Genomic DNA, 25,149 nt, shown 5'->3' with positions numbered 1-25,149 from the left:
TCACAGGTCGATCGAGTAGTCGAGGACGACCCGGTCGGCGGGGAGCACGATGTCGCGGCAGACCTCCATGACGCCGGCGTGCGACAGCATCCGGCGGGTGATGGCGAGCACCGGCACCCCGCCGGTCATGCGCAGCGTCTCGGCCTCCTCGGGGGTCGGCATGCGGGAGCGGACCGCCTCCTCGACGCGGATCGGCGGGTGGCCGAGGTAGGCGAGCTGCGCGAGCGTGCCGCCGGGCCAGGGCTCGCGCTCGGGATCGGCGACGGGCGTGTCGCCGACGAGGTCCCACGGCAGGTAGTTGACGGAGATCTGCTGCGGCTCGTCGCGCGCGTGGAAGACGAACCGGCGGCGCAGCAGCTCGGTGCCGGCCGGCAGTTCGAACAGCGCGCCCAGCTCGTCGTCCGCCCGCACGCGGGTGAACTCCTTGTCGAGCCGGTACTCCGCCCAGGTGATCTTCTGGTCACGGGTGAACGTGGTCTCGGGAACCGCCATGGGCCTGGTCACCGCGCGGTACCTGTCCATCGCCACGCGGCGCGCCGGCGGGACGACCCGGACGAGCGTGCCGCCGCCGCGGCGGGTCTCGACCAGCCCCTCCGCGCGCAGCAGCGCGATGGCCTGCCGTATGACGATCTCCGAGACGCCGTGGGCGTCGCACAGCTCCGCGATGGTCGGCAGCCGCGTCCCCTGCGGAAGGCTGCCGTCCCGGATCCCCTCGCGCAGCGTGTCGGCGATGCGCAGGTAGGCGGGACGGTCCGGCACCGGCGTCACCTCCCCTCGCTCGTCCGCCGGTACACCGCGTTCGAATGGGACTCGACGCGGCGTTCGATCCTGGTTCGTCCTCCTTGTCATCCATACCTTCCACGCGCTATCCGCGGGGGCACGGTCCGCTTACGGACAGCTTGACACCTCTAGGACCGAGTAAGACTTTTGTATACAGAAGACCGGCCTCGGGGAAGGGACGACCTTGATGGGCGACTTCGAGGATCTGAAGGCGGCCATCGAGGGAGACTTTCCGGGCTGGCAGGTGTGGCGCAGCGACGCGGGCCGCTGGTACGCGACCCGCAGCGGCGACCTCAGCGACGCCCAGCTACAGGCGGGATGTGCGATGACCGTGGCAGCGGACGATCCGGACGGGCTCCGCCGGCTGCTGCTCGACCAGGCGCGCGGGGAGCGCGGGGACCGGTGAGAGGACCACATGGGGAACGGCGCGGCCCGGTCCGCGAGCGGGGGCGGACCGGGCCGGGGCGTTCCGGTACGGCAGGTACCTGTGTCGCTGAGGTGACACAGGAGTGGAGCCCAGGGGGGCGGGGTCGATGTCACCCCTGGGGCGAGGTAGACGTGGCCGCACGGACGGCGCATTCGGCGCGACCCCACGACGAAGAGTCGTGCCGCCCGTGCGGCCGCAACGTCAAGCTCGTGGAAACAGGTCGCCTCGGCATGTGAGACCGCCGGTTCTCGGGGCACCCTCATTGAGTAAAAGGCTCAGTGACGGGAGGCCATGAGGTCATGGCACGCGTGACGCGCGCGGAGATCGACCGCCTCGTCGGAGGAGACCACCACGATCCGCACGGCGTCCTCGGGGCGCATCCCGGCAAGGACGGAGTGACGGTGCGCGCGCTGCGCCCGCTCGCCGAGAAGGTCGAGGTCGTCCTGCCGAACGGCGACCGGCACCCGCTCCGGCACTTCCACCAAGGCCTGTTCACCGGGACGCTGCCGGACGGGTCGTCCCTCGCCGGAGACGACGCGGAGACGGCGCCGCTCGCCGTCCCCGACTACCGGCTCGCCGTCACCTACGGGGACGGCATCGAGACGATCCAGGACGACCCCTACCGGCATCTGCCGACGCTCGGCGAACTCGACCTGCACCTGATCGGCGAGGGACGGCACGAGGAGCTGTGGCGCGCCCTCGGCGCCCGCGTCCGCTCGTACGCGTCCGCGTTCGGCACCGTGACCGGGACGGGCTTCGCGGTGTGGGCGCCGACGGCGCGCGGCGTGCGCGTGGTCGGCGACTTCAACCACTGGGACGGCCGCGCGTACCCGATGCGGTCGCTCGGCTCCACCGGTATCTGGGAGCTGTTCGTCCCCGGCGTCGGCGACGGCATGTGCTACAAGTACGAGATCCTCGGCGCGGACGGCGTGTGGCGCGCCAAGGCCGACCCTATGGCGCACTTCACCGAACGTCCGCCCGCGACGGCGTCCCGCGTCTTCACGTCGTCCTACGAATGGGCCGACGGCAACTGGATGGACGGCCGCAAGGAGCACGACTGGCTGCACGAGCCCATGAGCGTGTACGAGGTGCATCTCGGGTCGTGGCGTCCTGGGCTCAGCTACCGGGAACTGGCCGAGGAACTGACCCAGTACGTGCACGACATGGGTTTCACGCACGTGGAGTTGCTGCCGGTCACCGAGCACCCGTACGGCCCTTCCTGGGGCTACCAGGTGACCTCTTACTACGCACCTACCGCACGGTTCGGCGACCCGGACGACTTCCGCCACCTCATCGACCGCCTCCACCAGGCGGACATCGGCGTCATCATGGACTGGGTGCCGGCGCACTTCCCCAAGGACGAATGGGCGCTGGCCAGGTTCGACGGCACCGCGCTCTACGAGCACGACGATCCGGCGCGCGGCGAGCACCCCGACTGGGGAACGCTCGTGTTCAACTTCGGCCGCGCCGAGGTACGCAACTTCCTGGTGGCGAACGCGTCGTTCTGGCTGGAGGAGTTCCACATCGACGGGCTGCGCGTAGACGCGGTCGCCTCCATGCTCTACCTGGACTACTCGCGCAACGAGGGCGAGTGGACGCCCAACATCTACGGCGGACGCGAGAACCTTGAGGCCATCTCCTTCCTTCAGGAGATGAACGCGACGGTCTACAAGCGCAACCCGGGCATCATGACAATCGCCGAGGAGTCGACGGCGTGGCCCGGTGTGTCCCGCCCGACCCACCTCGGCGGGCTCGGGTTCGGATTCAAGTGGAACATGGGCTGGATGCACGACACGCTCGAATACCTGCGCCACGAGCCCGTGTTCCGGCACTACCACCACAACGAGATCACGTTCTCGCTGGTGTACGCGTTCTCGGAGAACTACGTCCTGCCGCTGTCGCACGACGAGGTCGTCCACGGCAAGGGATCGCTGCTGAGCAAGATGCCGGGCGACGCCTGGCAGCAGTTCGCCGGGCTGCGCGCCCTGCTCGCGTACATGTGGTCGCATCCCGGCAAGCAGTTGCTGTTCATGGGGCAGGAGTTCGGGCAGGGCGCCGAATGGGCGGAGGAGCGCCCGCTCGACTGGTGGCTGCTCGACAACGCCGCCGAGGGCGCCCACCACGTGGGGCTGCAGAAGCTCGTCCGCGAGCTGAACCGCGCCTACCAGGCCGAGTCCGCGCTGTGGACACGCGACAGCGACCACGAGGGGTTCCGCTGGATCGACGGCAACGACGCGGGCGGCAACACGCTCTCCTATCTGCGCTACGGGACGCCCCAAGCCGGTGGCGAGCCGCCGGTCGTCGCGTGCGTCATCAATTTCGCCGGCAGCCCGCACGAGGACTACCGGCTGGGGCTGCCCCGCGCGGGAGGCTGGCGCGAGCTCGTGAACACCGACGCCTACGAGTACGGCGGCAGCGGCGTCGGCAACCTCGGCCGTGTCGAGGCGACCGCCGAGCCGTGCCACGGGCTTCCCGCGTCCACGGTGATGCGGGTCCCGCCGCTCGGCGCGGTGTGGCTCGTGCCTGAATAGTCTGTCGGGATGAGTGTGTCCCAGCGTCTGCACGTCGTCCCAGGCCAGTTCACGGTGGAGCATCTGCCGCACGCGACGTTCCCGGAGGACGACGAGTGGGTCGCCCTCGTCCGCGCCCCCGAGGGCCTCACCGTGGTCCGGGACGCGTCACCGTTCGCCGAGACGGAACGCTGGGCCGGCTTCTACGGCGACACGAGCCACGGCCTGGACGCCCCGGGCATGCTGGCCGCGATCGTCGGTCCGCTCGCCGCCGCCGAGGTGCCCGTGTTCGTGGCCTCGACCTACCACGCCGACCTGGTCCTCGTCCCGGAGCACCGCCTGAAGGAGGCGACGGCGGCGCTGCGCGACGCCGGTCACCGCGTCGAGGCCTAGTCGGGCACCGGAGGCCCGGTCGAGCGCTAGAGGCGTTCGAGGAGCCAGCGCGGGCCGGTGACGGCGGCGCCGGCGGCCTGGCAGCGGGCGCGCAGTTCCCGGTCGGCCGTGACCACCAGGTGCGCGGTGCCGGGCCCGGCCCGCTGCACGAGCTCGACGATCTGGTCGTCCCCGCTGCCGGGCGCGGCCACGACCTTCACGCCGTCGGACGGCTCGTCCGCGACGCTTCTCGCCGCACCCTCGACGACCAGCACGACCTGGGGGAAGCAGCGGTTGAACGGGAAGAGCCCGCTCGGCAGGCCCTCCACGCCCCCGTTCAGCTTCTTCAGGTCGTCGCGGAGCCTCGCGTTCGCCCCCGCCCTGTCCTTCCACCAGCCGTCGGCGCGGGCGCCCACGACGTTCGCCGCGTCCACGACGAGGACGAGCCCCTTCATCGCGTCTTGCAGGCGAGGCCAGGAACGCGCGAACGGTTCGAAGAGCTTGCGGTCAGTGACCTCTTCCACGCGGACCCATTCCGCTTTCCGCGTCTCCCGCGACGCGGGCCCCACCCGCGCGCGCTCGGGCAGCGAGCCCATCACGGACGTGAACGACCAGCCGCCGTGGTCCTCGACGCTCGTCCCGTGGACGTTCACCGTTCCCGTGTCGAGCGTGCACTCCTCGGCCGTCTCCCGGAGCGCGCCGGTGACGGCGTCCTCGTGGCTGTGCAGGGCGCCGCCGAACATCCCCCACGTCCCGCCGCCGATCCCCCACCACGCGCGCTGCTGGAGCAGGATCCACACCTGCCCCTCGGCGTCGTGGTGGTAGGCCAGCAGGCCCGCCGCGCCGAACCGCCCCCAATGCGTGTGCCCCTGCCCGCAGTCGGCCCAGCCGTCGCCGTCTCCCATGCGTCCGACGATAGCGCCGGGCGCCCGTGACGAACGGCACAGTGCCCGGCCCGCCGCTCGCCGAATACCATTCGGAGATCACCATGACCGGGGAGAGCGAGTTGAGCGTCGAAGCGAGCCCGGAGACCTGGCCAGAGGCCGCCGATCTGTGGAACACGCTGTCCGGCGCCGATTTCATCCAGGCGATGGCGGACCGGCGGCTCCCGGAGATCTCCGACATCAACCACTACATCGGGCAGGTCGTGACGTCCGCCGAACCGGGCCGGGTGGAGATCGCGTGGACGCCGGGCGAGAAGCTCTGCAACCCCGGCGGCACGGTCCACGGCGGCTTCATCGCGATGATCCTCGACAACGCGGTCTGCATGGGGGCGAGCAGCACGTGCGAGCGCTTCATGCCGATGCTCACGCTCAACCTCAACGTCGACTACCTGCGCGGTGTCAGGGCCGGCGAGACCTACGCCGTCACCGGGACATGCGTGCACGCCGGCGGAACCCGCATGGTCTCCAACGCCGTCATCACCGACGGGCGCGGCCGTCCGGTGGCCCAGGCGTCCGCCAGCGTGATCCCCAACAAGGCGTTCGCCAGGTAACCCTTCGGCCGGCCGGCGGCGCAGGTACCCCCCGCGGCCGAGCGCATAAGGTGGGGCCATGGTGGATCCCGGCACAGTCGTGAACGTGATCAAACAGGCCCGTGAGCGGCGGACGGCCCCGCTGATCCTCGAACTGGACCTCACCGAGGGCATCGTGGAGACCGCGCCGGCCGACCCGATCTCGGCGATCCTGTCCATGCGCCGGACGAGCCTGCGGGACGTCCTGGACGGGCTGCGCCGTGCCCGCTCCGACGAGCGGGTGCGCGCCCTCGTCGTGAAGGTCACCGGCGGCATCGGACTGGCGCTCGCCCAGGAGCTGCGCGAAGCCGTCCAGGCGCTGCGGGACGCGGGCAAGCTCACCGTCGCGTGGGCGGAGACGTTCGGCGAGAGCGGCCGCGGCACCGTCCCGTTCTACCTGGCCACCGGCTTCGACAAGGTCTACCTGCAGCCCACCGGCGAGGTCGGCCTCACCGGCGTCGCGCTCGAAGAGCCGTTCTTCGCGGGCGCGCTGGAGAAGGCGGGGGTCCGGCCGCGGTTCGCCAAGCGGTACGAGTACAAGACCATGGCGAACACGTTCATGGAGAAGACCTACACGCCGGAGCACGAGGAGTCGTCGCAGCGGCTCGTCGCCTCGCTCGGCGAGCAGATCACCGCGGGGATCGCCGCCGCGCGCGGGCTGCCGGAGGACAAGGTCCGCGAGCTCACCGACCGCGGCCCGCTCCTGGCCGGCGAGGCCCTGGAGGAGAACCTGGTCGACCGCCTCGGCTACCGGGACGAGGTGTACGCCTTCCTGCGCGAGGAGTTCGGCGCGGAGGCGCAGCTGCGCTACGTGTCCCGCTACAACCGCGCGCACGGCCTCGCGAGCCGCCTCCCGCAGCCCGGCAAGCAGGACGTCGTCGCGTTCATCAACGGGCAGGGCCCGATCCGGCTCGGCCGCAGCGGGCGCGGCGGCCCGCTCCCGAACTCGGGTCCCGCGATGGGCTCGGACACGGTCGGCGCCGCGTTCCGCGCCGCCGTGAAGGACGACCGCGTCAAGGCGATCGTGTTCCGCGTCAACAGCCCGGGCGGCTCCGCCGTCGCGTCCGACACGATCTGGCGCGAGGTCGTCCTCGCCCGCCGCGCCGGCAAGCCGGTGATCGTCTCCATGGGCAACCTGGCCGCGTCCGGCGGCTACTACGTCTCGATGGCGGCGGACACGATCGTCGCGCAGCCCGGCACCATCACCGGCTCGATCGGCGTCGTGGTCGGCAAGGCCGTGGTGAACGACCTGCTGGACCGCGTCGGCATCGGGCTCGGTTCCGTCGCCGACGGCGACCACGCCCGCATGTACAGCGCCACCAAGGACTTCAGCGACTCCGAGTGGGAGCGCGTCAACGCGTCCCTCGACAAGATCTACGACGACTTCACCGCGAAGGTCGCCGAGGGCCGCGACCTGTCCCGCGAACGCGTCCACGAGCTGGCCCGTGGCCGGGTCTGGACGGGCGCGGACGCCAGGGACCGCGGTCTCGTGGACGAGCTCGGCGGCATCGACATGGCGATCGAGATCGCCCGCAAGAAGGCGGGCCTCGCCGCCGACGCCCCCGTCCGCGCCTACCCGCACACCTCGCCGTTCGAGCGGCTGCGGCCGCCGGAGTCCAGCGAGGACCGGACCGCCGCGTCCGCCCGCTTCGACGCGTGGGGCTCCCTCTCCGGCGTCGCCGCCCGGCTCGGCCTGCCCTCCGCCGGCCCGCTCACCCTGCCCGGGACCTGGGAGATCCGCTGAGCGCCGACTTCGTCGAGGCGGTCGCGGGCTTCGCCACCGGCGTGGTCGTGGTGACCGTCCGCGACGGCCGCGACGACCTCGGCACGACGGTGACCTCGTTCATGTCGGTGTCGCTGGACCCCCCGATGGTCGTGGCGAGCGTGGCGACGTCGTCCTATCTCACCGAGGTGCTGACCCGCCGGGACCGCTGGGCCGCGACGATCCTCTCCGTCCGCCAGCGCGCCCTGGCGGGCCGCTTCGCCGCCGAAGGCCGGCCGGGCGCCCGCATCCTCCTGGCCGCCGAACCTCATCACCGCGGCCCCCACTCGGACGCCCTCATCCCCGAAACGGGCATCACCGCCCTGGAATGCGAAACCCGCCAGACGATGGAAGCGGGTGACCACACCCTTTTCACAGCCGAGGTCCTGTCAACGGACTACATCGCCCGCGAACAGGAACCCCTGATAAGGGTCAACCGCCGCTATCTTGTGGCGCCCGCCTGACCGTCACACTCGGCGGCCGTGTTTCCAGACGGCGTGGGTCTGGGGGACGCCCGGCCGGTAGGCCAGGTGGATGTGGGACGGGGCGTCCAGAACGTGAACGTCGGCGCGGGCGCCAGGGGTCAGTTGGCCCACGTCGGTGCGGCGCAGGGCGCGGGCGCCTCCGGCCGTGGCGGACCAGACCGCTTCGGCCGGGGTCATGTGCATGTCGCGGACGGCCACGGCGATGCAGAAGGCCATGCTCGAGCTGTAGCAGGAGCCCGGGTTGCAGTCGGTGGCGAGGGCGACGGTGGCCCCGGCGTCGAGGAGCCGGCGGGCGTCGGGGTAGGGCTGGCGGGTGGAGAACTCGACGCCGGGCAGGAGCGTCGCGACCGTCTGGGACGAGGCCAGCGCGTCCACGTCGGCGTCGCTGAGGAAGGTGCAGTGGTCGGCGGACGCGGCGTCCAGTTCGACGGCGAGTTGCACCGCGGGGCCTTGGGTGAGCTGGTTCGCGTGGAGGCGGGGGGCCAGGCCCGCCTTGATGCCGGCCTGGAGCACCTCGCGGGCCTGGTCGGCGTCGAACGCGCCCTGCTCGCAGAAGACGTCCACCCAGCGGGCGTGGGGCGCGCAGGCGGCGAGCATGTCGGTGGCCGCGAGGCGCGCGTAGCCGGCCGCGTCGCCCTGGTACTCGGCGGGGACGACGTGCGCGCCGAGGTAGGTGACCTCGTCCGCGAGCTCGGCGGCGATGCGGACGGCGCGTTCCTCCTGGTCGACCGTGAGGCCGTAGCCGGACTTGCACTCGACCGTCGTGATGCCCTGGCGGGCCATCTCGCCGATGAGGCGGCGCAGGTTGGCGCGGAGGTCGTCGTCGGACGCGGCGCGGGTGCGTTCGACGGTCGTCCGGATGCCGCCGGCGGCGTACCTGCGGCCGCTCATCCGTGCGGCGAACTCCTCGGCGCGCTCGCCGGCGAAGACGAGGTGGGCGTGGGAGTCCACGAAGCCGGGGAGGACGGCCCGGCCGGCGGCGTCGAACGACTCGTCGGCGGCGGGCGCGTCCCGGGAGGGGCCCGTCCAGGCGACCGCGGCGTCCTCGATCACCAGGGCGGCGTCCCGGAGGACGGCCAGGCCGCCGCCGGCGGCGGCGGGATCGTTGGTGACGAGTTCCCCGATGTTCGTGATGACCGTGCTGGTACCGGCGCTCATCCGGGCAGGATCTCACGCGGCGACGCGCAGCCAGACGTCGGCGGCGCCGGTGTCCCGGGCCAGCCGCAGCCGCCAGCAGCCGGGCTCGTCGAGGCGGTAGCCCGAGCCCCACTCCTCGCCGGGGCGCCTGAAGCTGCTGCCGCCGTGCTTCTCCGGCCCCCAGACGACGGCGCGCTCGCGGCCGCCGGGGTCGGACGCGGTGAGCCGCAGGGGCCCCGAGCCCGTCACCCGCCACACGATCTTGAGATCCTGGCCGGCGCGGAGCGGCGGGTACCGCTTCCCCGGCATCATCAGCCCCCACGCCCGGATGCCGTGACCGGTACCGCGGACCTCCGGCATGCCGTCGGCGAGATCAGCGGCGCCGTAGGGGGCGACCGGTGACGCCGGACGGCAGCCCGGCGCCCCGTCCGGCCCGGCGGGCCCGATGGTTCCGGTGGGCCCGGCGGTCCCGGCGGCCGGTGGACGGGTGGACGGTGCCGCGTCGTCCCGCCCACCGGCCGAGCATCCGGTGACGGCCAGCAGGACGCCGGACGCCGCCGCGACGAGGGTCAGCGCCGGCGCGCCTCCGCCTCCAGGATCGGGCTCGTGCCGCGCCGCAGCGCCCGCAGGTTCACGACGCCGCGCTCCTCGGAGAACACCTCGACGACCCTGCGGGTGTGGCTGGACGTGCCGGCGCGCTCCATCCGCACTCCCGGCCCGACGCGCAGCGAGGTGCACTTGAAGTGGATGGCGTAGACGTTCTGCGGCTCGCCGCCGACAACGGCGTCGCACACCATCACCTTCTTCGTGCCGTCGTCCATGTCCTGCACGACCGCGAAGCCGTGGTCGGTCGGCAGGTAGTAGTCCGAACTCATGTGACCGTCCTTTCCTAGTGCGTGTGTGGTCAGAGGGGGCGGACGGGCGAGACGCCCTCGCAGTCGATCCCGAACATCACCTGCCTCCAGTCGCCGGCGAACGCGTAGACCCCGCCGGACGTCGCGACGCCGAGCCTCGACGGGACCCTCGTCGCGTCCACGTGCCGGCGCACCCGTCCCATCGAGTGGACGCCGTCCATGTCCTGCCAGAGCGAGACGTTGAGCAGCGTCCGGGTGCGCCAGCCGACCATCAGGGACGTCCCGAGGAACCCGGTGGCGTCCCGCCGCACGTCCCGCGCCAGGCGCTTGTGCAGGACGAGCAGGACGAGCAGCGCCCACAGGCCGGGGCACTCGAACCTCGTCACCACGATCACGCCGTCCTTCACAGCGCCTGGAGGGCCGTCACGGCGGCCAGCGTCACCAGGGCCGTCCCGGACAGGGCGCGCACCGATCTCAGCCACAGCCGTTCCCTTCTCGTGCCCATGTCGATCAGCGCCGGGCTGAAGCGCAGGCTCGCCAGCACGACGCCGAGGTTGGACAGCAGCGCCAGGCCGACCATGACCGGCGCGGCCGTCCACGGGTCCAGCAGGACCACCGCGGCGATCCCGGCCCAGACCAGCGACGCCGCCTTCTGCGTCGTCACGAGCAGGCCGAGGTCGAAGCCCCAGACCACGCCGAGGAAGCCGGGCGTCAGCCGGTGCACGAGCACCTGCGGGACCTGCCGCCACACGTGCGGCGTGCGGCCGGCGAGGTCGGCGATCCCGAATGCGAGGGCCACCGCCGCCAGTGCCAGCGCGCGCGGCGTCTCCGGCAGCGCCGCGTGCAGCCCGCGTCCCACCACGTACAGCAGCAGCGCCACGAGCAGCCCCGACAGCACCCCGCCCACGGCGAGGCCGGCCAGGAATCGCGCACCGTCCGCCGGACGGCGGCGCATCATGGGGCCGGAGACTCCGGCCATCGACCGTCCTCAAGGGCTCAGGACGTGCAGGACCGCGCCGATCCCGCCGATGACCACCCAGGTGACCATTGAGGGTGCCGTCAGTTGTAGCGGCACTCGAACGCCGAGTGCTGCTTGCCGCTGTAGTACGCCTCGCAGCAGGAGCAGTGCAGGGTGCCGCTCATGGAGCAGCCCCAGAGGTAGTCCATGTTGTTCCGGCACGTGGTCATTGACACGTTGGGGCACACGGCCAGGTTGCAGCAGTTCTTCTTGCACAGGGCATAGGCGGGCTCGGACCGGCCGAACACCGCCGACGCCGCGGTCAGCCCGCCCGCGCCCAGGGCGCCGAGGAACCCGCGCCGGGCGAACCTCCCGGTGGCCTTCCCGACCCGTTCCGTCCGTGTCGTCATGACACTCCCTTCGGTTGGTTGACCTTCGTCCTGACGGCCTCGACGTCCTGGAAGACGAGGGCGGATTCGAGCCGCCCGCCCCGCATGACCAGCGCGGTCGGGCTCATCCGGACGTTGAACTCGCCCGCGACCCAGTCGCCGCCCTCGTCGACGTAGTGCGTGAGGCGCTGCAGCCCGTACTGCTGGACGAACCGCTCGCCGCGCGCCTGTTCGGCGGTCGAGACGACGACCGCCATGTCGTTGCCGGCGCCGCGGTCCAGCTCGTCCGACAGCTGCTGGGCGACGTCCTTGCAGGTCGAGCAGGCGGTGCTGAGGACGAGGAGGGTCTGCGCGGCGTCGAGATCGGCGGCCCGCCCGGCGAGTTCGGCCGGCCAGCGGCCGGGCTCCGCACCGAGCCGGGCGTCCTCCAGCGGCCAGACCTCGGGGTCGCGGGCGGCGGCGGTCTCCCGTTCGGTCGGCAGCCGGGAGGTCAGCTCGCCGAGCATCGCGAAGAGCAGCACGACCGCGCCGGCCAGGATCAGCAGCACGGCGCCGAAGAAGATCTCCATCTGGGTGTTCCTCCGTCTATCGCGAGGCCGGCAGGGGACGGGTGAGGTCCTTGACGAGGCCGCGGTGCGCCCACAGGCACAGCAGCAGCGCGCCGCAGGCTAGCCCGGTGCCGACCTGGAAGAAGTACGCCCCGGCCGGGTCACCGGATCCGGCGGTCCGGTTCACCGCCGGGACGGCCGTGAGCAGCGCCCCGGCCAGCACGTTGATCCAGCCGAGAGGACGGCCCGCCGCCCCGAGGCAGCCGCACGCGGTGCCGCCGCCGCGCACCATGCCCATGACTCCGGCCAGCGCGAAGCTCACGCCGAGGACGCCCGCCGCCGAGGCCCCGGCCTGGCGGGCCGGGGCCGCGGTCAGCGACAGCGCGGCGAGGAGTTCCACCGCGGCGAACACGCGGACATGGCGGCCGGTGAAGCCTTTTCCAGACGTCCGGAACAACGCGTTCAATGCCCGGCCCAGCTGCGCCGGGGAAACGGTCTTGGCGACGCCCGCGACGAACAGGACGGAGGCGGCCGCAGAATTGACGACGACGAGGACAGAATCATTCACAGCCATGGCGTGGCCGACCTCGGAGAAGAGAAGCGATACGTGATCTTTGTAACCCAGCTTGATCACTCAGTCAATACAGTATCTCTGCAGACGCAAATTGAGTCGTAATACTCAATCGAGCGGGCCGGGCTGCTCAATCGGCGGCCGATCGCTCACACGGTTCGGGGCCGGCGCCCAGGTCCAGCCGCCGCAGCTCCGCACGGGTCCGGACGCCGAGCTTGGGATACGCGCGGTAGAGGTGGTTCCCGACGGTGCGCGGACTGAGGAAGAGCCGGGCGGCGATCTCGCGGTTGCTCGCGCCGGCCGCGGCCAGCCGCACGATCTGCAGTTCCTGATGGGTGAGGCGGCCGGCCCCCACGAGTGGCGGCGCCTCGGCCTGACGGGAACCTGCCTGCCGGGCACCGGTGGCGCCCAGTTCCCCATTCGCCCGGTCCGCCCAGACGCGGGCACCCAGTTTCTCGAACAGTTCCAGGGCCAGCGTCAAATGCGTCCGCGCCTCCGCCCTGCGGCGCACTCGCCGTAACCACTCGCCATAGAGGAGTTCCGTCCGCGCCCGCTCGAAATGATTTCCGTCCTTCCGGCGGAGCAGTTCCGCGGCGTTCGCGAAATGACGCTCGGCTCTCTCGTCGGAGGCCAGCTGGGCGCGGGAGCGCTCGGCGATCGCCCGGATGAGCGGGGACGCGCCCCGCGCCGCCCGCCGTTCGAGCAGCGCGAGGGGAGGTTCGGCGCGGCCCGGACGTCCGGAGCGCACCGCGGCCTCGATCCGGTCCGCCGCCTGCCGGACGACGCTCGTGACCGGGCCTCCCTCCGGCACGTCCCCGGGAACGTCCTCCAGTCGGCCGAGGGCGTCCGCGTGCCGCCCGAGTCCGAGGTCGAGGAGGGCGAGGGCCCAGGTGCCGAGGGAGACGGTCGGGACGATCCCCTCCGCGCGGGCGTGCTCCAGGCCCGCCGCGACCAGGGCGGTGCATCGCCTCTCGTCGCCTTCGGCGGCGGCAAGCCAGCCGAGCAGGCAGCTCAGGTGGGCTGACCGGTACCGCGCGCCGGCCTCGTCCGCCAGCCGCAGCCCCTCCGCGGCCGTCTCCCGCGCCTCGCGGTGCAGGCCCTGGTCGATCTCCGCGTGGGCGAGCGTCTGAAGCGCGTAGGGCAGCCGTCCGGGCACGTCACCGCAGTCGCGGGCGAACCGCGAGACCACCTCGGGGGCCCCGTCGGCGAACGCGGCGAAGAACGCGGCGAGGCGGCGGTCCAGCTCGTCCGGTAACGCGTGCCGCAGCTCGGCAAGGGCCTCCGCGCCGGCCGTGTCCGGGCCGGCCACCGACGGCAGCCGCGCCAGCGGTGAGCCGGCGGGCAGCGGGACGGCCCGCAGCGCGCCGGCCGCCTCCCGCATCAGCGCCCGATCGCCGGCGTGCCAGGCGAAGCGGACGGCCTCGGCGAGCATCAGCGACGCCTCCGCCGGATCGCGCCCGCCGATCGGCGCGGCGCCGTCGACCAGCGTGCGGGCGGCGCGGCGCGGCGACCCGCACTCGAACTCCGCCGCCGCGCCCGCCTGGGCGAGCTCGGCCCGGGTCAGCGGGCCGGCCGTGAGAGGCGCGGCCCGCGCGACCAGTTCCGCCGCCCCGCCGAACAGGCCCGCCTCGCCCGCCGCGCGGGCGGCGGCCGCGAGCCGGTGCGCGCGGGTCGGTTCGTCGGCGGTCAGCTCGGCCGCCCGGGCGTAGCAGACGTAGGCCCGCCGGTCGCCCGACCACTCTCCGGCACGTTCCAGTTCCGCGGCGGCGTCCTCGCGGTGCCCGACGGTGGCGGCGGCCAGGTGCCAGGCACGCAGTTCGGGATGCTCGTCCCCCGCGCAGGCGGCGACCGCGCGGTGGACGGCGCGCCGCTCGGACGTGGTGGCCCGGTGGTAGACGGCCGCCCGGACCAGCGGGTGCGCGAAGCCGATGGCCGTCCCGGTCGCGTCCAGCAGCCCGGCACGTTCGGCCGGCGCCAGGTCGGCGACGGTCGAGCCGAGCCGAGCCGCCGCGGCCGTGATGCGGGCGGCGTCGCGGGTGTCGTCGGCGGCGGCGGCGAGCAGCAGGGTGCGGGTGGCGGGCGGTAACGCGTCCAGCTGCGCGCACGCCTCCGCCTGGACCGCTCCCCCGATGGGCGAGACGCCGTCGTGGAAGGTGAACGGGTTGATGCGTCCCGCCCGCTGGGCCGGGGACAGCGAGGCCGCCAGAAGGCGCAACGCCAGCGGGTTCCCGTCCGCCTCGGCGAGGACACGGCTCCGCGCGGGCGGGGGCAGCTCCGCCCGCAGGAGCGCGGCGGCGTCGTCGGAGCAGAGGCGGCGCGGCCTGATCTCGGCCAGGCCGGCCGACCCGAGCGTCTCCCCGTCGCGGGCCGCCGCGAGCAGCGCGATCGGCTCGGCGGCGAACCTGCGCGCCGCGTACACCAGCGCGTCCGCCGACGCGGTGTCCAGCCACTGCGCGTCGTCCACCAGGCACACCACGGGACGCTCGGCCGCGGCCCGGCGCAGCAGGGACAGGACGGCCCGGCGCACGGTGAAGACGTCCTCCCGTCCGACCGCCTGGGCCTCGGTCACCGCGCGGAGGCGGTCGGCGTCCGGGCCGCGGGTGCCGCGCATCGGCCGCAGCATCAGCTCCAGGGCCGCGAACGGCTGCTCGGCCTCGGACGGGCAGCCGGCGCAGCGCAGGACGAGCGCTCCGTCCGCCGCGCCCGCCGCGTGGTCGAGCAGCGCGGTCTTCCCTATGCCGGTCTCGCCCCGGATGACGGCGGCCCCGCCGGACCCGGCCCGCGCCCCGGCGATCATCCGTTCGATCTCTGCGCATTCAGCGGTTCTGCCGTACAACATCGGCGCCCCACACGCGTTCGGCTGCGGCATCCAAGATCAGCAATCGCATGATCGCATGGCGGGCCCGCGCCGCCGCACGGCGCCGCCGCGTCCGGGTCCGGTCAGTCCGGATCCGGACGCGTCACGGCGGTGACGGCCTCGGCCAGCGCGGCGGGCACGTCGTCGACCAGCAGGTGCCGGCCGTCGTGGACGATCGGCCGGCCGGAGACGACGACGTGCCGGACGTCGGCGGCGGTGGCGGCGAAGACGGCCGCCTCCGCCGCATGATCGGGAAGGGCGCCCGCGGTGCGGACCGAGTCGAGGGCGACGGTGACCAGGTCGGCGTACGCGCCGGGCTCCAGGCGTCCCGCCTCGGGCCAGCCCAGCGCGTAGTGGCCGTCGCAGGTGGCGGCTGCGAGCAGTTCCCCGGCCGTCCAGTGGCCGCGCGCCCGGGTGCGCAGCCGTTCGTCCAGCTCGACCGCGCGGGCCTCCTCGAACAGGTCGATGACGGCGTGCTGGTCGGAGCCGAGGCAGATCGGGGACCCGGCGTCCGCCAGAGCGCGCGCGGGGCCGATGCCGTCGGCGAGGTCGCGTTCGGTCGTCGGGCACATGCACACGCCGGTCATGGTCGTGCCGAGCAGGCCGACGTCCTCGTCGGTGAGGTGCGTCGCGTGGACGGCGGTCGTGAGCGCGCCGAGCGCCCCGCACTCGGCGAGCAGGCGGGTGGGCGTCATGCCGTAGGCGTCCAGGCACTCCCGGTTCTCGGCGGGCTGCTCGGACAGGTGGACGTGCAGCGGCGCACGGCGCTCCTTCGCCCAGGCCGCGACGGCGCGCAGCTGCTCGCGCGGCACCGCCCGGACGGAGTGGATCGCGGCGCCCACCCGGGCGTGCAGCCGTCCCGCCTTGTCCGTCTCCTCGTACAGCGAGTCGACGCGGCGCACCCAGTTCCCGGCGGTGCCGTCGCCGAAGCGCAGTTGCGGACCGGCGAGCGGGCGGCCGATGCCGCCGGTGAGGTAGCAGGTGTCGAGGAGGGTGATCCGGATGCCCGCGTCGGACGCGGCGGCGATCAGCGCCTCGCCCATCGCGTTCGGGTCGCCGTAGGGGGCGCCGCCCGGCCGGTGGTGCAGGTAGTGGAACTCGCCGACGCAGCTGATCCCGGCGAGGGCCATCTCGGCGAAGACGGCGGTGGCGAGGGCGCGGTAGGAGTCAGGGTCGAGCCGGTCGGCGACCTTGTACATCTGCTCGCGCCACGTCCAGAAGCTCCCGCCGCGTTCCTCGCCCGGCCGCCCCTCGGGCGCCTGGACGCGGGAGCGGAGGGCGCGGTGGAACGCGTGGGAGTGCCCGTTGGCGAGGCCCGGCAGGGTCAGGCCGGGCAGGCGCTGGGCGTGCGGCGCGGAGAGGACGCCGGGCTCGACGCTGGTGATCCGCTCGCCGTCGGCCTCGATGAGCACGTCGGCCGCCATGCCGTCTCCGAGCCAGGCAAACTGTGCATGCCACTGCATATCGGAATTCCTACCCGTGCGTCAGGTCGTCCAGTACCGCCGTGAGGGCCTCGACTCCCGCCAGGCAGTCCGCGGGTTCGGCGAACTCGGCGGGCGCGTGCGAGACCCCGGTCGGGTTCCGGACGAACAGCATCGCGGTCGGCAGCCGGGCCGACAGGACGCCCGCGTCGTGGCCGGCGCCGGTCGCCAGGACGGGGACACCGCCGAGCGCCGCGCCGACGCGGTCGCGCAGCGCCAGATTGAAGGCCACGATCTCGCTGTAGGACTCTTCGGCGAGATCGACGCTCACCCGGTGCGGGCGCGCCGCGACGCGGGCGGCCTCGTCGATCTCCGTCACGGTCCGCCGCACGGCGTCGTCGTCCGGGCCGCGCGCGTCCAGCCACGCGGTGACGGCCGACGGGATCGCGTTCACCCCGCCCGGCACGACCCTGACCTTCCCGACCGTCGCGACCGTCCCGTTGCGTTCGGCGGCCGCGCGCGCGGCGATGACCATGTGCGCGAACGGCAGCATCGGGTCGCGGCGGTCCGGCAGGGCGGTCGTCCCGGCATGGTCGCCCTCGCCCGCGAAGTCGAACCGCCACCGGCCGTGCGGGACGATCGCGCTCGCCACGCCGACCGGCTCCTGGAGCGCCCTGCCCTGCTCGACGTGGAGTTCGACGTAGCAGCCGATCCGCCCGAGAAGATCGTCGTCCGGCCCGATGGCCTCCGGGTCGAACCCGGCGTTGTGCATGACCTCGGCGAACGTGTGGCCGTCACCGTCGGTGAGGTCGCGGGCCCGGGCCGGGTCGATCGCCCCCGACAGCAGGCGCGAGCCGAGGCACGCCACCCCGAACCTCGCGCCCTCCTCCTCGGCGAACGCGCCGATCCCGATCGGGCGGGCGGGCGCGACGCCGCGCTCCCTGAGCGCGTCGACGGCCGCGAACGCGGACACGATGCCGAGGGGCCCGTCGAAGGCTCCCCCGCCGGGGACCGAGTCGAGGTGACTCCCGGTCAGGACGGCGCCGTCCCCGGCTCCGTCCGCCGGGAACCACCAGGCGAACATGTTGCCGTTGGCGTCGTGCTCGACCGTGAGATCGCGGCGGCGCGCCTCGTCCAGGAACCAGGCGCGGCACTCCAGCTCGGGCGGCGTCCAGGCGAACCGGTGGTAGGCGCCGGTCGCCTCGTCCCGCCCGACCGGCAGCAGCGCCGCCCACATCTCCTCAAAGCTCATGGCCCTTCCTCCGTGGGGGGACGACCCCCCACAGCCGCCGGTTCGCCGCCGCTCATGGCTGCATGGGAATTCTGACACCGCGCTCGGCGGCGACCTCGGCGGCGCGGTCGTAGCCGGCGTCGACGTGCCGCATGACGCCGGTGCCGGGGTCGTTGGTCAGGACGCGCTGGAGCTTCTCGCCGGCGAGGGCCGTCCCGTCGGCGACGCAGACCTGCCCGGCGTGGATGGAGCGGCCGATGCCGACCCCGCCGCCGTGGTGGACGGACACCCAGGTCGCGCCGGACGAGGTGTTGAGCATGGCGTTCAGCAGCGGCCAGTCGGCGATCGCGTCCGACCCGTCCCGCATGCCCTCGGTCTCCCGGTACGGGCTGGCGACCGAGCCGCAGTCGAGGTGGTCGCGGCCGAGCACGATCGGCGCGCTGATCTCGCCGCGCGCGACCAGGTCGTTGAACAGCGCGCCTGCCTTGTCGCGCTCGCCGTAGCCGAGCCAGCAGATCCGGGACGGCAGTCCCTGGAAGTGCACCTTCTCCCTCGCCATCCTGATCCAGCGGGTCAGCGGCTCGTTGTCCGGGAACAGGTCGAGGATCGCCTGGTCGGTGCGCGCGATGTCCTTCGGGTCGCCCGAGAGCGCCGCCCACCGGAAGGGGCCCTTGCCCTCGCAGAACAGCGGCCTGATGTAGGCGGGCACGAACCCGGGGAACGCGAACGCCCGCGTGTAGCCCGCGAGCTCCGCCTCCCCGCGGATCGAGTTGCCGTAGTCGAAGACCTCGGCGCCCGCGTCCTGGAAACCGACCATCGCCTCGACGTGCGCGGCCATCGACGTGCGGGCCTTGGCGGTGAACCCGTCCGGGTCCTTGTCGCGCTCGGCGGCCATGTCCTCGAACGCGACGCCGCGCGGCAGGTAGGCGAGCGGGTCGTGCGCGCTCGTCTGGTCGGTGACGATGTCGATGGGGGCGCCGCGCCGCAGCAGTTCGGGGACGATGTCGGCCGCGTTCCCGAGCACGGCGATGGAGAGCGGCCGCCGCTCGGCCTTCGCCTCCTCGGCCAGGCGCAGCGCCTCGTCCAGGGAGGCCGCCCGGACGTCGCAGTAGCGGTGCGCGACGCGCCGCTCGATCCGGGACGGGTCGCACTCGACGCAGATCGCGACGCCGCCGTTCATCGTGACGGCGAGCGGCTGCGCGCCGCCCATCCCGCCGAGCCCGGCGGTCAGCGTGATCGTCCCGGCGAGGGTGCCGCCGAACCGCTTCTCGGCGACCGCCGCGAACGTCTCGTACGTGCCCTGGAGGATGCCCTGGGTGCCGATGTAGATCCACGACCCGGCGGTCATCTGCCCGAACATCGTCAGGCCGAGCGACTCCAGCCGGCGGAACTCCTCCCACGTCGCCCACTGCGGGACGAGGTTGGAGTTCGCGATCAGCACGCGCGGCGCCCACTCGTGCGTCCGGAAGATCCCGACCGGCTTGCCGGACTGGACGAGCAGCGTCTCGTCCCCCTCGAGGTCGGACAGCGACCGGAGGATGCCGTCGAAGGCGTCCCAGTTCCGGGCGGCCTTCCCGGAGCCGCCGTACACGACCAGCTCGTCCGGGTGCTCGGCGACCTCGGGATCGAGGTTGTTCTGGATCATGCGCAGGGCGGCCTCCTGCGGCCAGCCCTTGGCGGCGGTCAGCGACGTGCCGCGGGGCGCGCGGACGGGACGGGGACCTGACATCTCGATGCTCCTTCAGGACGGCGGACCGGTGAGACCCCGCGGACCGGCGTCCCGCACGACCGCGACGACCTGCGGGAACGTCGACGGTTCCGGTCCGGCCTCGACCATCGGGAGTCTCATACCCACCATTGGACCGCGCTTCCGGGCGGCGCCCCAGCCCCCGGGACCGCACTGTGTCTCAGATACGAGACAATGCGCCGTCCCGGGAACCGCGCTCGGTCAACCACCGGTGAAACGCCGCCCTGGGGCCGCTTCCCCCCGGGCATCACGATGATCAAGGACGGCGGGTCGCGCGTCCGCCGGCCGACCCCTTCGCGACGATGACCGGGCCGCCGGCCGCCACCGCCGGCGCACGCTCCTCCGCTCCCCTTCGAAACCGGTCTGGACCTGAGGGAAGAATGCGCACTCTCAACGCGGGGGCCGCCGTCCTTTTCGCCGCGGCTCTGCTCGTCGTCTCGCTCGCGTCGCCTACCGGCGCGAGGGACGCGGGACCACCGCTGGGCAAGACGAACTTCGCCATCGCCCTCGGCGGGCTCGATGCGGCGTCCAGGACGAACTGGGTCCGGCTCGGCATGTACACCTTCGCCCCGGACGGAAGCGTCTCGGAGAAGCACTGGTCCTGGAGTCAGGCGGTCCGCGCCGCCCGCGCCTCCACCGGGAACCCTGCCGTGGACTGCGCGGGACGGGCCTGCACCGTGCTCACCGCGGCCGGCTGGCAGTCGTCGGCGGCGGCAAGGACGATGACCGGCACATACGGCCTCCGCGGCGACGAACTGCACATCGCCTGGGACGGCGGCCACATGGAGGACTGGAAGTTGACCTCCCTGGCGGGCGGGGACCTGGCCGGCGTCGAACTCGCCGCCAACGACCTCGGCGCCACGCACGGCTTCGGCAACGGCAGCAACGCCCCGTGGAACTCCCGCGTTCCCGCGAGCACCATCGCCGCCGCGGACCACGGCACGTTCGTCCATCGCTACTACCTGTGGAAGGCGGGGCGCATCGACCACGGTGACGGATCACCGTTCTGGGTCACGCACTGGAACCTCTGCGCCGACCACCGATGCCTCGGAGCTCAGACGCACACCGTCGACGACCCCGTGCACACCGCCTACTACATCTCTCCGGCCGGCACATCGTCCGGCCACCGGCGCGACACCTTGTGGCACTGGCACACCGATCTGGCCGACGCGCGCCACGAGCTCTGCTACACCGGCAACTCGCACGTCAAACCCATGATCCAGATCGTGGACGACGAGGGCCGGTTCCACGGCTGGGTGGGCGTCGAAGCGTCCCTCAACCAGACCACGGCCACCGGAGCCGACGGCGACCACATCGGCGTCTTCCGGATCCTGGGCTTGGGCGGCCCTCAGGAGAGCGGGCCGGTGACGGCCTCGGCGGCGGCGACCAGTGAGCCGTCCCGGACCAGCGCGGTCGCGGCGGCGATCTCGGGAGCGAGGTAGCGGTCCGGCCCGGGCGGCGGGACGGCCTCGCGGAGCTTGGCGACCACGGCGGCGGTGGCCGGGCCGGGACGCAGCGGGGTGCGCAGGTCCAGGGCCCGGGCGGCGGTGAGGATCTCGATGGCGACCACCTGCGCCAGCCCGTCCACGGCCCGGCGCAGCTTGCGGGCCGAGTTCCACCCCATCGAGACGTGGTCCTCCTGCATGGCCGAGCTGGGGATGGAGTCGGCGCTCGCGGGCACCGCCAGCCGCTTCAGCTCGGACACGATCGAGGCCTGCGTGTACTGGGCGATCATGTGCCCGGAGTCCACGCCGGGGTCGTCGGCGAGGAAGGCCGGCAGGCCCCCCGACCGTCCCCGGTCGAGCATCCGGTCGGTGCGGCGCTCCGACATGGACGCGACGTCCGCCGTGGGCACCGCCAGGAAGTCGAGGACGTAGGCGACGGGCGCCCCGTGGAAGTTGCCGTTGGACTCGACCCGGCCATCGGGGAGGACGACAGGGTTGTCGACGGCGGACGCCAGTTCCCGTCCGGCCACCAGCTCGGCGTGTCCGAGCGTGTCGCGGGCGGCGCCGTTCACCTGCGGCGCGCAGCGCAGCGAGTAGGCGTCCTGGACCCGGGTGCAGTCGGGCCCGCGATGCGACTCCATGATCTCCGAGTCGCCCAGCAGCGCCCGGAGGTTCGCCGCGGACGCGGCCTGCCCCGGATGCGGGCGGAGCGCCTGCAGGTCGGCGGCGAAGACCCGGTCGGTGCCGAGCAGCGCCTCGACGCTCATCGCGGCGGCGACATCGGCCGCGGTGAGCAGCCTCCGCAGGTCGTCGATAGCGAGGACGAGCATGCCGAGCATCCCGTCCGTCCCGTTCAGGAGGGCGAGACCTTCCTTGGCGCCGAGCATGACCGGCGAGATCCCGGCGTCCCGCAGCGCGTCCGCCGCCGGCTTCAACGCGCCGCCGGCGTCCCTGACCGATCCCTCGCCGATCAGCGCGAGGGCCACGTGCGCCAGCGGCGCCAGGTCCCCGGAGCATCCGAGGCTCCCGTATTCGAAGACCTGGGGCGTGATCCCGGCGTTGAGCAGGCCGGCCAGCGTCCGGGCGGTCACGGGCTGGACTCCGGTGCGTCCCGTGGCGAGCGTCCGCAGCCGGAGCAGCATCAGCGCCCGGACGACCTCCCGCTCGACCTCGGGCCCCGATCCCGCCGCGTGCGACCGGACGATGTTGAGCTGCAGCTGCGCCCGCAGCTCGGGGGCGATGTGCCGGGTGGCGAGCGCGCCGAAGCCCGTCGAGACCCCGTACACCGGCGTCGGGCGGGCCGACAGTTCCTCGATGTGGGCCCGCGCCTCGCCGATCAGCTTCAGCGCCTCGTCCGACAGCGAGACCTTCGCCGCGTCCCTGGCCACCGCGACGACCTGCTCGAAGGCCAGCGGTTCCGGTCCGACCTCAACGTCCGCCATACCAAATCCCATACCCACCATTGGAACGCGCCCGAGGGCGCCGGCCCAGCCCCGGACGGCACGCCGTGTCTCACATACGAGACAATCGGAGCATGAGCCAGGTCCCCGCCGCCCGCCGCGCCCTGGCCGTGCTGCGCCTCCTGGCGGGCGCGCCCGGCCCGTTGCCCGCCTCGGCGATCGCCCGCGCCCTGGAACTCCCCCGGTCCAGCACGTACCACCTCCTGACGGCGATGGCCGAGGACGGCTTCGTCACCTACATCCCGGAGGAAGGCCGCTGGGGCCTCGGCGTGGCGGCCTTCGAAACAGGCTCCGCCTACCTCCGCCACGAACCTCTGGAACGCCTGGCCCGCCCGCTGCTCCGCCGCCTGGTCGACCGCGTCGGCGAGACGGCCCAGCTCGGCATCCTGCACGGCGCCGAGACGCTCTACCTGCTGAAGGAGCAGCCGCCCCGGCACGCCACCCTGGTCACCGACGTGGGCGTCCGCATGCCCGCCCAGCTGACCGCGAGCGGCCGCTCGATGCTGGCCCACCTGCCTCCCGCCCAGGTGCGCGCCCTGTTCCCCGGACGTTTCGTGGACCGCACGGGCCTTGGCCCGGCCTCGCTGCGCGACCTGCGCCGCGTCCTGTCCGACGACGCCCGCCGGGGCTGGTCGATGGAGGACGGCCACATCACCGAGGGCTTCGCCAGCATCGCCGCCTGCGCCTTCGACCACACCGGCCACCCCACCGCCGCCATCACCGTCACCTTCCGCCGCGACGACCACGCGGAAGGCACGTGGCCGGCCCTCGCGGACCAGGTGCGCACCACGGCCGCCTCATTGACCACCCGTCTGAAGGGCCGTCCCCCGGCGACCTGAACGACTACCCGGCCGCCGCGGCCACCTGGGCGGGATGCGTCACCTGGGGATTGTGCCCCGCCCCCGGGACGACCGTGACGGGAACGCCGACGGGGTCGCCGACGAGCGGATCGAACTCGCCCGCGACGATGTGCACCGGCACGGGGCAGTCGTCCACGAGCGCCCGTAGCTCGTCGCGCTCTGTCCGGCGTTGGGCCTTGCCCAGCCATCGGGCCGTCCGCCATGCGACACCGGGTCGCCGCAGATCGGCGACCATGTCGTCCAGGGCCTGGTCTCGGGAGCCGAGGAGTGCTCGGCCGAGCCGCCGGGCCGAGGCCGTCCGGAGTACGGGGGCGAGGAGCGCCGGAGTGCGCATGTGCCATCGGGGCCGCCGCTGCAGGAAGTAGGGCGAGACGAGGACCAGACCGGCGACCCGTTCGGGGTGGGCGTGCGCATAGCGCAGGACGGGCGCCGTACCTGCCGAGTGCCCGACGAGCACCGGCCGCGAGTCGACGGGGGCCATCAGGTCGGCGAGCCACTCGGTGGCGTCGCCGGCGGAACGGGCGGACCGGCCGAGGCCGGGCATGTCCGCCACCAGTGCGGGCGCGTCCAGTTCGGCCACGACGTCCCGCCAGGTCTCGGCGTTGAACGGCAGTCCGTGCAGCAGCACGTAGCTCGGAGAGCGGCGGTTCCCTGCGAGGTAGGTCCGGGTGTTCCCGACCAGGTGGAACCCGCCCGGCAGGGGCGGCCGGGACGCGCCGAACCGTTCCGCGACGAGCCGGTCGGCCCAGCGGCGGAGTGCGTCCTCCACGGGAGGATGCATCAGCCCCAGGGTGTCGGCAGAGGTCGTGTCATAACGGTCTTCGGACAGGAAGGTCAGCGTCTCGGGCTCGACGCCGGTGACCGCACGCGGCAGCCGCCGCACCAGGCCGGCCGGCAGGATGGCACGGGGTGCGCGCAGACCGAGATGCCGCGCGACCAGGCCGATCATTTCCGGTAGCTCCGGGGTGGCGTCGTCCAGAACCCAGTGGGCCTCGTACGCCCCCTCGTCGTGATCGGGCACGGCGGCCATGAACCGGGCGAGGTGGTCGATCGTGACCACGGGAACGAACGTGCGGCGCGTCCCGGCGAGCGCGGGCAGCCGTCCCGCCCAGAGGTTCTTCACCATCTCGGCCGGCCCGATGTACTGCCCGGCCTCACCGGTGACCGAGTGGCCGATCACGCCGGCCGGATTGACCACGGTGAGGTTGACCCCCTCCTCCGCGGCGGCGGTCCGCACCGCCGCGTCCCCTTCGCGCTTGGACGCCTCGTACACGCCGTACTTCCGGTAGAGCGCGTTCGATTCGGCCTCGGGCACGGGGTAGGTGAGCGCGCCGTCCGCTCCGACCCGATATCCCGACACGTGGACGAGCCGCCGCAGCCGCGGAAGCCCGCCCGCCCAGCGCAGGACGTTCAGGGCACCATCGACGTTCGCCCGCCGGGCCTCCTCACGCTCCAACCCGAACCGGTACAGCGCGGCGGCGTTGAACACGTCCCGCACGTCCTCCAGCCGCTCGCGGTCGGACGCGCTCAGCGCGAGATCGGGGCGGGTGATGTCGGCGTCGACGACGGTGAGCCTCGTGTCGTCGACGTCATGCTCACGCAGCCAGGACCGCAGCTCGCCACCGCGCACACCCCCTCCACGGACGGTCACCGCGACCGACTGCCCGCGCGTGAGCAACTCGGCCACCAGCCACCGTCCGATGAAACCCGTCGCCCCGACCACCAGACAGTCAGGCCGGTCACGCACGGCCGTCTCGTTCTCCAGGTCATCCATGAGGGGAAAATAGACCGGTCTACCTATTTTGTCGAGAGGCGTCCGGGC

Annotated in this window: 24 protein-coding genes; 8 read left to right on the top strand and 16 right to left on the bottom strand. The window is 73.1% G+C overall.

What is annotated here, in order from left to right; all coding sequences use genetic code 11:
* Entirely contained in the window at positions 1 to 759 is a 759-nt protein-coding gene (locus tag ACQPXG_RS12685) for a GntR family transcriptional regulator (RefSeq protein WP_433467860.1), read from the bottom strand.
* 208 nt (positions 760 to 967) lie between these two features.
* Here ACQPXG_RS12685 and ACQPXG_RS12680 point away from each other — a divergent pair, with 208 nt between their 5' ends.
* The 3 genes from ACQPXG_RS12680 (at position 968) to ACQPXG_RS12670 (ending at position 4,110) form a co-directional block, all read left to right on the top strand.
* Positions 968 to 1,186, top strand: a complete 219-nt coding sequence (locus ACQPXG_RS12680; protein ID WP_433467859.1) for a hypothetical protein — start codon at positions 968 to 970, stop codon at positions 1,184 to 1,186.
* A 320-nt stretch (positions 1,187 to 1,506) separates the two neighbouring features.
* Positions 1,507 to 3,738: a 1,4-alpha-glucan branching protein GlgB gene (glgB, locus tag ACQPXG_RS12675; RefSeq protein WP_433467858.1), complete on the top strand. Its 2,232-nt coding sequence runs from the start codon at positions 1,507 to 1,509 to the stop codon at positions 3,736 to 3,738.
* Positions 3,739 to 3,747: 9 nt separating this feature from the next.
* Entirely contained in the window at positions 3,748 to 4,110 is a 363-nt protein-coding gene (locus ACQPXG_RS12670; RefSeq protein ID WP_433467857.1) for an ACT domain-containing protein, read from the top strand.
* Between the two features lie 26 nt (positions 4,111 to 4,136).
* On the opposite strand, the gene ACQPXG_RS12665 is transcribed toward ACQPXG_RS12670, so the two are convergent.
* Positions 4,137 to 4,994, bottom strand: a complete 858-nt coding sequence (locus tag ACQPXG_RS12665; RefSeq protein ID WP_433467856.1) for an NUDIX domain-containing protein — start codon at positions 4,992 to 4,994, stop codon at positions 4,137 to 4,139.
* A 26-nt stretch (positions 4,995 to 5,020) separates the two neighbouring features.
* Between ACQPXG_RS12665 and ACQPXG_RS12660 the strand changes: the two genes are divergently transcribed.
* The 3 genes from ACQPXG_RS12660 to ACQPXG_RS12650 are packed head-to-tail and all read left to right on the top strand — an operon-like array spanning position 5,021 to position 7,828.
* On the top strand, positions 5,021 to 5,584 hold the full coding sequence (locus tag ACQPXG_RS12660) for a PaaI family thioesterase (protein WP_433467855.1): 564 nt from the start codon (positions 5,021 to 5,023) through the stop codon (positions 5,582 to 5,584).
* A 58-nt stretch (positions 5,585 to 5,642) separates the two neighbouring features.
* Positions 5,643 to 7,346 (top strand): signal peptide peptidase SppA, encoded by a 1,704-nt coding sequence (gene sppA / locus ACQPXG_RS12655; RefSeq protein ID WP_433467854.1) that lies wholly within the window; start codon positions 5,643 to 5,645, stop codon positions 7,344 to 7,346.
* Positions 7,259 to 7,828 (top strand): flavin reductase family protein, encoded by a 570-nt coding sequence (locus ACQPXG_RS12650; protein ID WP_433467853.1) that lies wholly within the window; start codon positions 7,259 to 7,261, stop codon positions 7,826 to 7,828. Before sppA ends, ACQPXG_RS12650 begins: the two co-directional genes overlap by 88 nt.
* A gap of 3 nt (positions 7,829 to 7,831) precedes the next feature.
* Here ACQPXG_RS12650 and hutI read toward each other — a convergent pair whose 3' ends face one another.
* The 12 genes from hutI to hutU all read right to left on the bottom strand — a co-directional run bounded on the left by hutI (position 7,832) and on the right by hutU (position 19,544).
* Positions 7,832 to 9,007, bottom strand: a complete 1,176-nt coding sequence (hutI, locus tag ACQPXG_RS12645) for an imidazolonepropionase (RefSeq protein ID WP_433467852.1) — start codon at positions 9,005 to 9,007, stop codon at positions 7,832 to 7,834.
* 12 nt (positions 9,008 to 9,019) lie between these two features.
* A complete protein-coding gene (locus tag ACQPXG_RS12640) occupies positions 9,020 to 9,346 on the bottom strand; it encodes a hypothetical protein (RefSeq protein ID WP_433467851.1) in 327 nt (108 codons plus the stop codon).
* A gap of 209 nt (positions 9,347 to 9,555) precedes the next feature.
* Positions 9,556 to 9,861, bottom strand: a complete 306-nt coding sequence (locus ACQPXG_RS12635; RefSeq protein WP_433467850.1) for a hypothetical protein — start codon at positions 9,859 to 9,861, stop codon at positions 9,556 to 9,558.
* A gap of 29 nt (positions 9,862 to 9,890) precedes the next feature.
* Positions 9,891 to 10,235: a hypothetical protein gene (locus tag ACQPXG_RS12630; RefSeq protein ID WP_433467849.1), complete on the bottom strand. Its 345-nt coding sequence runs from the start codon at positions 10,233 to 10,235 to the stop codon at positions 9,891 to 9,893.
* Positions 10,236 to 10,243: 8 nt separating this feature from the next.
* Positions 10,244 to 10,819, bottom strand: a complete 576-nt coding sequence (locus ACQPXG_RS12625; protein WP_433467848.1) for a hypothetical protein — start codon at positions 10,817 to 10,819, stop codon at positions 10,244 to 10,246.
* An 80-nt stretch (positions 10,820 to 10,899) separates the two neighbouring features.
* Positions 10,900 to 11,208 (bottom strand): twin-arginine translocation signal domain-containing protein, encoded by a 309-nt coding sequence (locus tag ACQPXG_RS12620; protein WP_433467847.1) that lies wholly within the window; start codon positions 11,206 to 11,208, stop codon positions 10,900 to 10,902.
* On the bottom strand, positions 11,205 to 11,756 hold the full coding sequence (locus tag ACQPXG_RS12615) for a hypothetical protein (RefSeq protein ID WP_433467846.1): 552 nt from the start codon (positions 11,754 to 11,756) through the stop codon (positions 11,205 to 11,207). The genes ACQPXG_RS12620 and ACQPXG_RS12615 overlap by 4 nt, the downstream gene beginning before the upstream one ends.
* Before the next feature lie 16 nt (positions 11,757 to 11,772).
* Positions 11,773 to 12,303 (bottom strand): MauE/DoxX family redox-associated membrane protein, encoded by a 531-nt coding sequence (locus ACQPXG_RS12610; protein ID WP_433467845.1) that lies wholly within the window; start codon positions 12,301 to 12,303, stop codon positions 11,773 to 11,775.
* A gap of 133 nt (positions 12,304 to 12,436) precedes the next feature.
* Positions 12,437 to 15,145: an ATP-binding protein gene (locus tag ACQPXG_RS12605; RefSeq protein ID WP_433467844.1), complete on the bottom strand. Its 2,709-nt coding sequence runs from the start codon at positions 15,143 to 15,145 to the stop codon at positions 12,437 to 12,439.
* A gap of 101 nt (positions 15,146 to 15,246) precedes the next feature.
* Positions 15,247 to 16,626: a formimidoylglutamate deiminase gene (locus tag ACQPXG_RS12600; protein ID WP_433467843.1), complete on the bottom strand. Its 1,380-nt coding sequence runs from the start codon at positions 16,624 to 16,626 to the stop codon at positions 15,247 to 15,249.
* Positions 16,627 to 16,636: 10 nt separating this feature from the next.
* Entirely contained in the window at positions 16,637 to 17,836 is a 1,200-nt protein-coding gene (locus ACQPXG_RS12595) for an allantoate amidohydrolase (protein ID WP_433467842.1), read from the bottom strand.
* Positions 17,837 to 17,888: 52 nt separating this feature from the next.
* Positions 17,889 to 19,544: a urocanate hydratase gene (hutU, locus tag ACQPXG_RS12590; protein WP_433467841.1), complete on the bottom strand. Its 1,656-nt coding sequence runs from the start codon at positions 19,542 to 19,544 to the stop codon at positions 17,889 to 17,891.
* A 398-nt stretch (positions 19,545 to 19,942) separates the two neighbouring features.
* Between hutU and ACQPXG_RS12585 the strand changes: the two genes are divergently transcribed.
* Positions 19,943 to 21,004, top strand: a complete 1,062-nt coding sequence (locus ACQPXG_RS12585; RefSeq protein ID WP_433467840.1) for a hypothetical protein — start codon at positions 19,943 to 19,945, stop codon at positions 21,002 to 21,004.
* On the opposite strand, the gene hutH is transcribed toward ACQPXG_RS12585, so the two are convergent.
* Positions 20,911 to 22,461 carry a histidine ammonia-lyase gene (hutH, locus tag ACQPXG_RS12580; protein ID WP_433467839.1) on the bottom strand — a complete coding sequence of 517 codons (1,551 nt, stop codon included), beginning with the start codon at positions 22,459 to 22,461 and terminating at the stop codon, positions 20,911 to 20,913. The two genes, ACQPXG_RS12585 and hutH, sit on opposite strands and share 94 nt — an antisense overlap.
* 80 nt (positions 22,462 to 22,541) lie before the next feature.
* On the opposite strand from hutH, the gene ACQPXG_RS12575 reads away from it, so the two are divergent.
* Complete coding sequence (locus ACQPXG_RS12575; RefSeq protein ID WP_433467838.1) at positions 22,542 to 23,306, top strand: IclR family transcriptional regulator; 765 nt, start codon at positions 22,542 to 22,544, stop codon at positions 23,304 to 23,306.
* Positions 23,307 to 23,310: 4 nt separating this feature from the next.
* Here ACQPXG_RS12575 and ACQPXG_RS12570 read toward each other — a convergent pair whose 3' ends face one another.
* Positions 23,311 to 25,101: an alpha/beta fold hydrolase gene (locus ACQPXG_RS12570; protein ID WP_433467837.1), complete on the bottom strand. Its 1,791-nt coding sequence runs from the start codon at positions 25,099 to 25,101 to the stop codon at positions 23,311 to 23,313.
* Positions 25,102 to 25,149: the final 48 nt, after the last annotated feature.

Source organism: Spirillospora sp. CA-128828 (assembly GCF_050945415.1).
Classification (GTDB): domain Bacteria; phylum Actinomycetota; class Actinomycetes; order Streptosporangiales; family Streptosporangiaceae; genus Spirillospora.
The sequence above is the reverse complement of the archived record's forward strand: the minus strand, read 5'-3'. Positions and strand labels throughout refer to the sequence as shown.

Bases quoted from the DNA above. Each gene is read 5' to 3' on its own strand.
- ACQPXG_RS12640 (WP_433467851.1), bottom strand. From the start codon at position 9,346: ATGCCGGAGGTCCGCGGTACCGGTCACGGCATCCGGGCGTGGGGGCTG.
- ACQPXG_RS12570 (WP_433467837.1), bottom strand. From the start codon at position 25,101: ATGGATGACCTGGAGAACGAGACGGCCGTGCGTGACCGGCCTGACTGT.
- ACQPXG_RS12670 (WP_433467857.1), top strand. From the start codon at position 3,748: ATGAGTGTGTCCCAGCGTCTGCACGTCGTCCCAGGCCAGTTCACGGTG.
- ACQPXG_RS12605 (WP_433467844.1), bottom strand. From the start codon at position 15,145: ATGTTGTACGGCAGAACCGCTGAATGCGCAGAGATCGAACGGATGATC.
- ACQPXG_RS12585 (WP_433467840.1), top strand. From the start codon at position 19,943: ATGCGCACTCTCAACGCGGGGGCCGCCGTCCTTTTCGCCGCGGCTCTG.
- ACQPXG_RS12625 (WP_433467848.1), bottom strand. From the start codon at position 10,819: ATGGCCGGAGTCTCCGGCCCCATGATGCGCCGCCGTCCGGCGGACGGT.
- ACQPXG_RS12620 (WP_433467847.1), bottom strand. From the start codon at position 11,208: ATGACGACACGGACGGAACGGGTCGGGAAGGCCACCGGGAGGTTCGCC.
- ACQPXG_RS12665 (WP_433467856.1), bottom strand. From the start codon at position 4,994: ATGGGAGACGGCGACGGCTGGGCCGACTGCGGGCAGGGGCACACGCAT.
- glgB (WP_433467858.1), top strand. From the start codon at position 1,507: ATGGCACGCGTGACGCGCGCGGAGATCGACCGCCTCGTCGGAGGAGAC.
- ACQPXG_RS12595 (WP_433467842.1), bottom strand. From the start codon at position 17,836: ATGAGCTTTGAGGAGATGTGGGCGGCGCTGCTGCCGGTCGGGCGGGAC.
- hutI (WP_433467852.1), bottom strand. From the start codon at position 9,007: ATGAGCGCCGGTACCAGCACGGTCATCACGAACATCGGGGAACTCGTC.
- hutH (WP_433467839.1), bottom strand. From the start codon at position 22,461: ATGGGATTTGGTATGGCGGACGTTGAGGTCGGACCGGAACCGCTGGCC.
- ACQPXG_RS12615 (WP_433467846.1), bottom strand. From the start codon at position 11,756: ATGGAGATCTTCTTCGGCGCCGTGCTGCTGATCCTGGCCGGCGCGGTC.
- ACQPXG_RS12680 (WP_433467859.1), top strand. From the start codon at position 968: ATGGGCGACTTCGAGGATCTGAAGGCGGCCATCGAGGGAGACTTTCCG.
- ACQPXG_RS12635 (WP_433467850.1), bottom strand. From the start codon at position 9,861: ATGAGTTCGGACTACTACCTGCCGACCGACCACGGCTTCGCGGTCGTG.
- hutU (WP_433467841.1), bottom strand. From the start codon at position 19,544: ATGTCAGGTCCCCGTCCCGTCCGCGCGCCCCGCGGCACGTCGCTGACC.
- ACQPXG_RS12600 (WP_433467843.1), bottom strand. From the start codon at position 16,626: ATGCAGTGGCATGCACAGTTTGCCTGGCTCGGAGACGGCATGGCGGCC.
- ACQPXG_RS12575 (WP_433467838.1), top strand. From the start codon at position 22,542: ATGAGCCAGGTCCCCGCCGCCCGCCGCGCCCTGGCCGTGCTGCGCCTC.
- sppA (WP_433467854.1), top strand. From the start codon at position 5,643: ATGGTGGATCCCGGCACAGTCGTGAACGTGATCAAACAGGCCCGTGAG.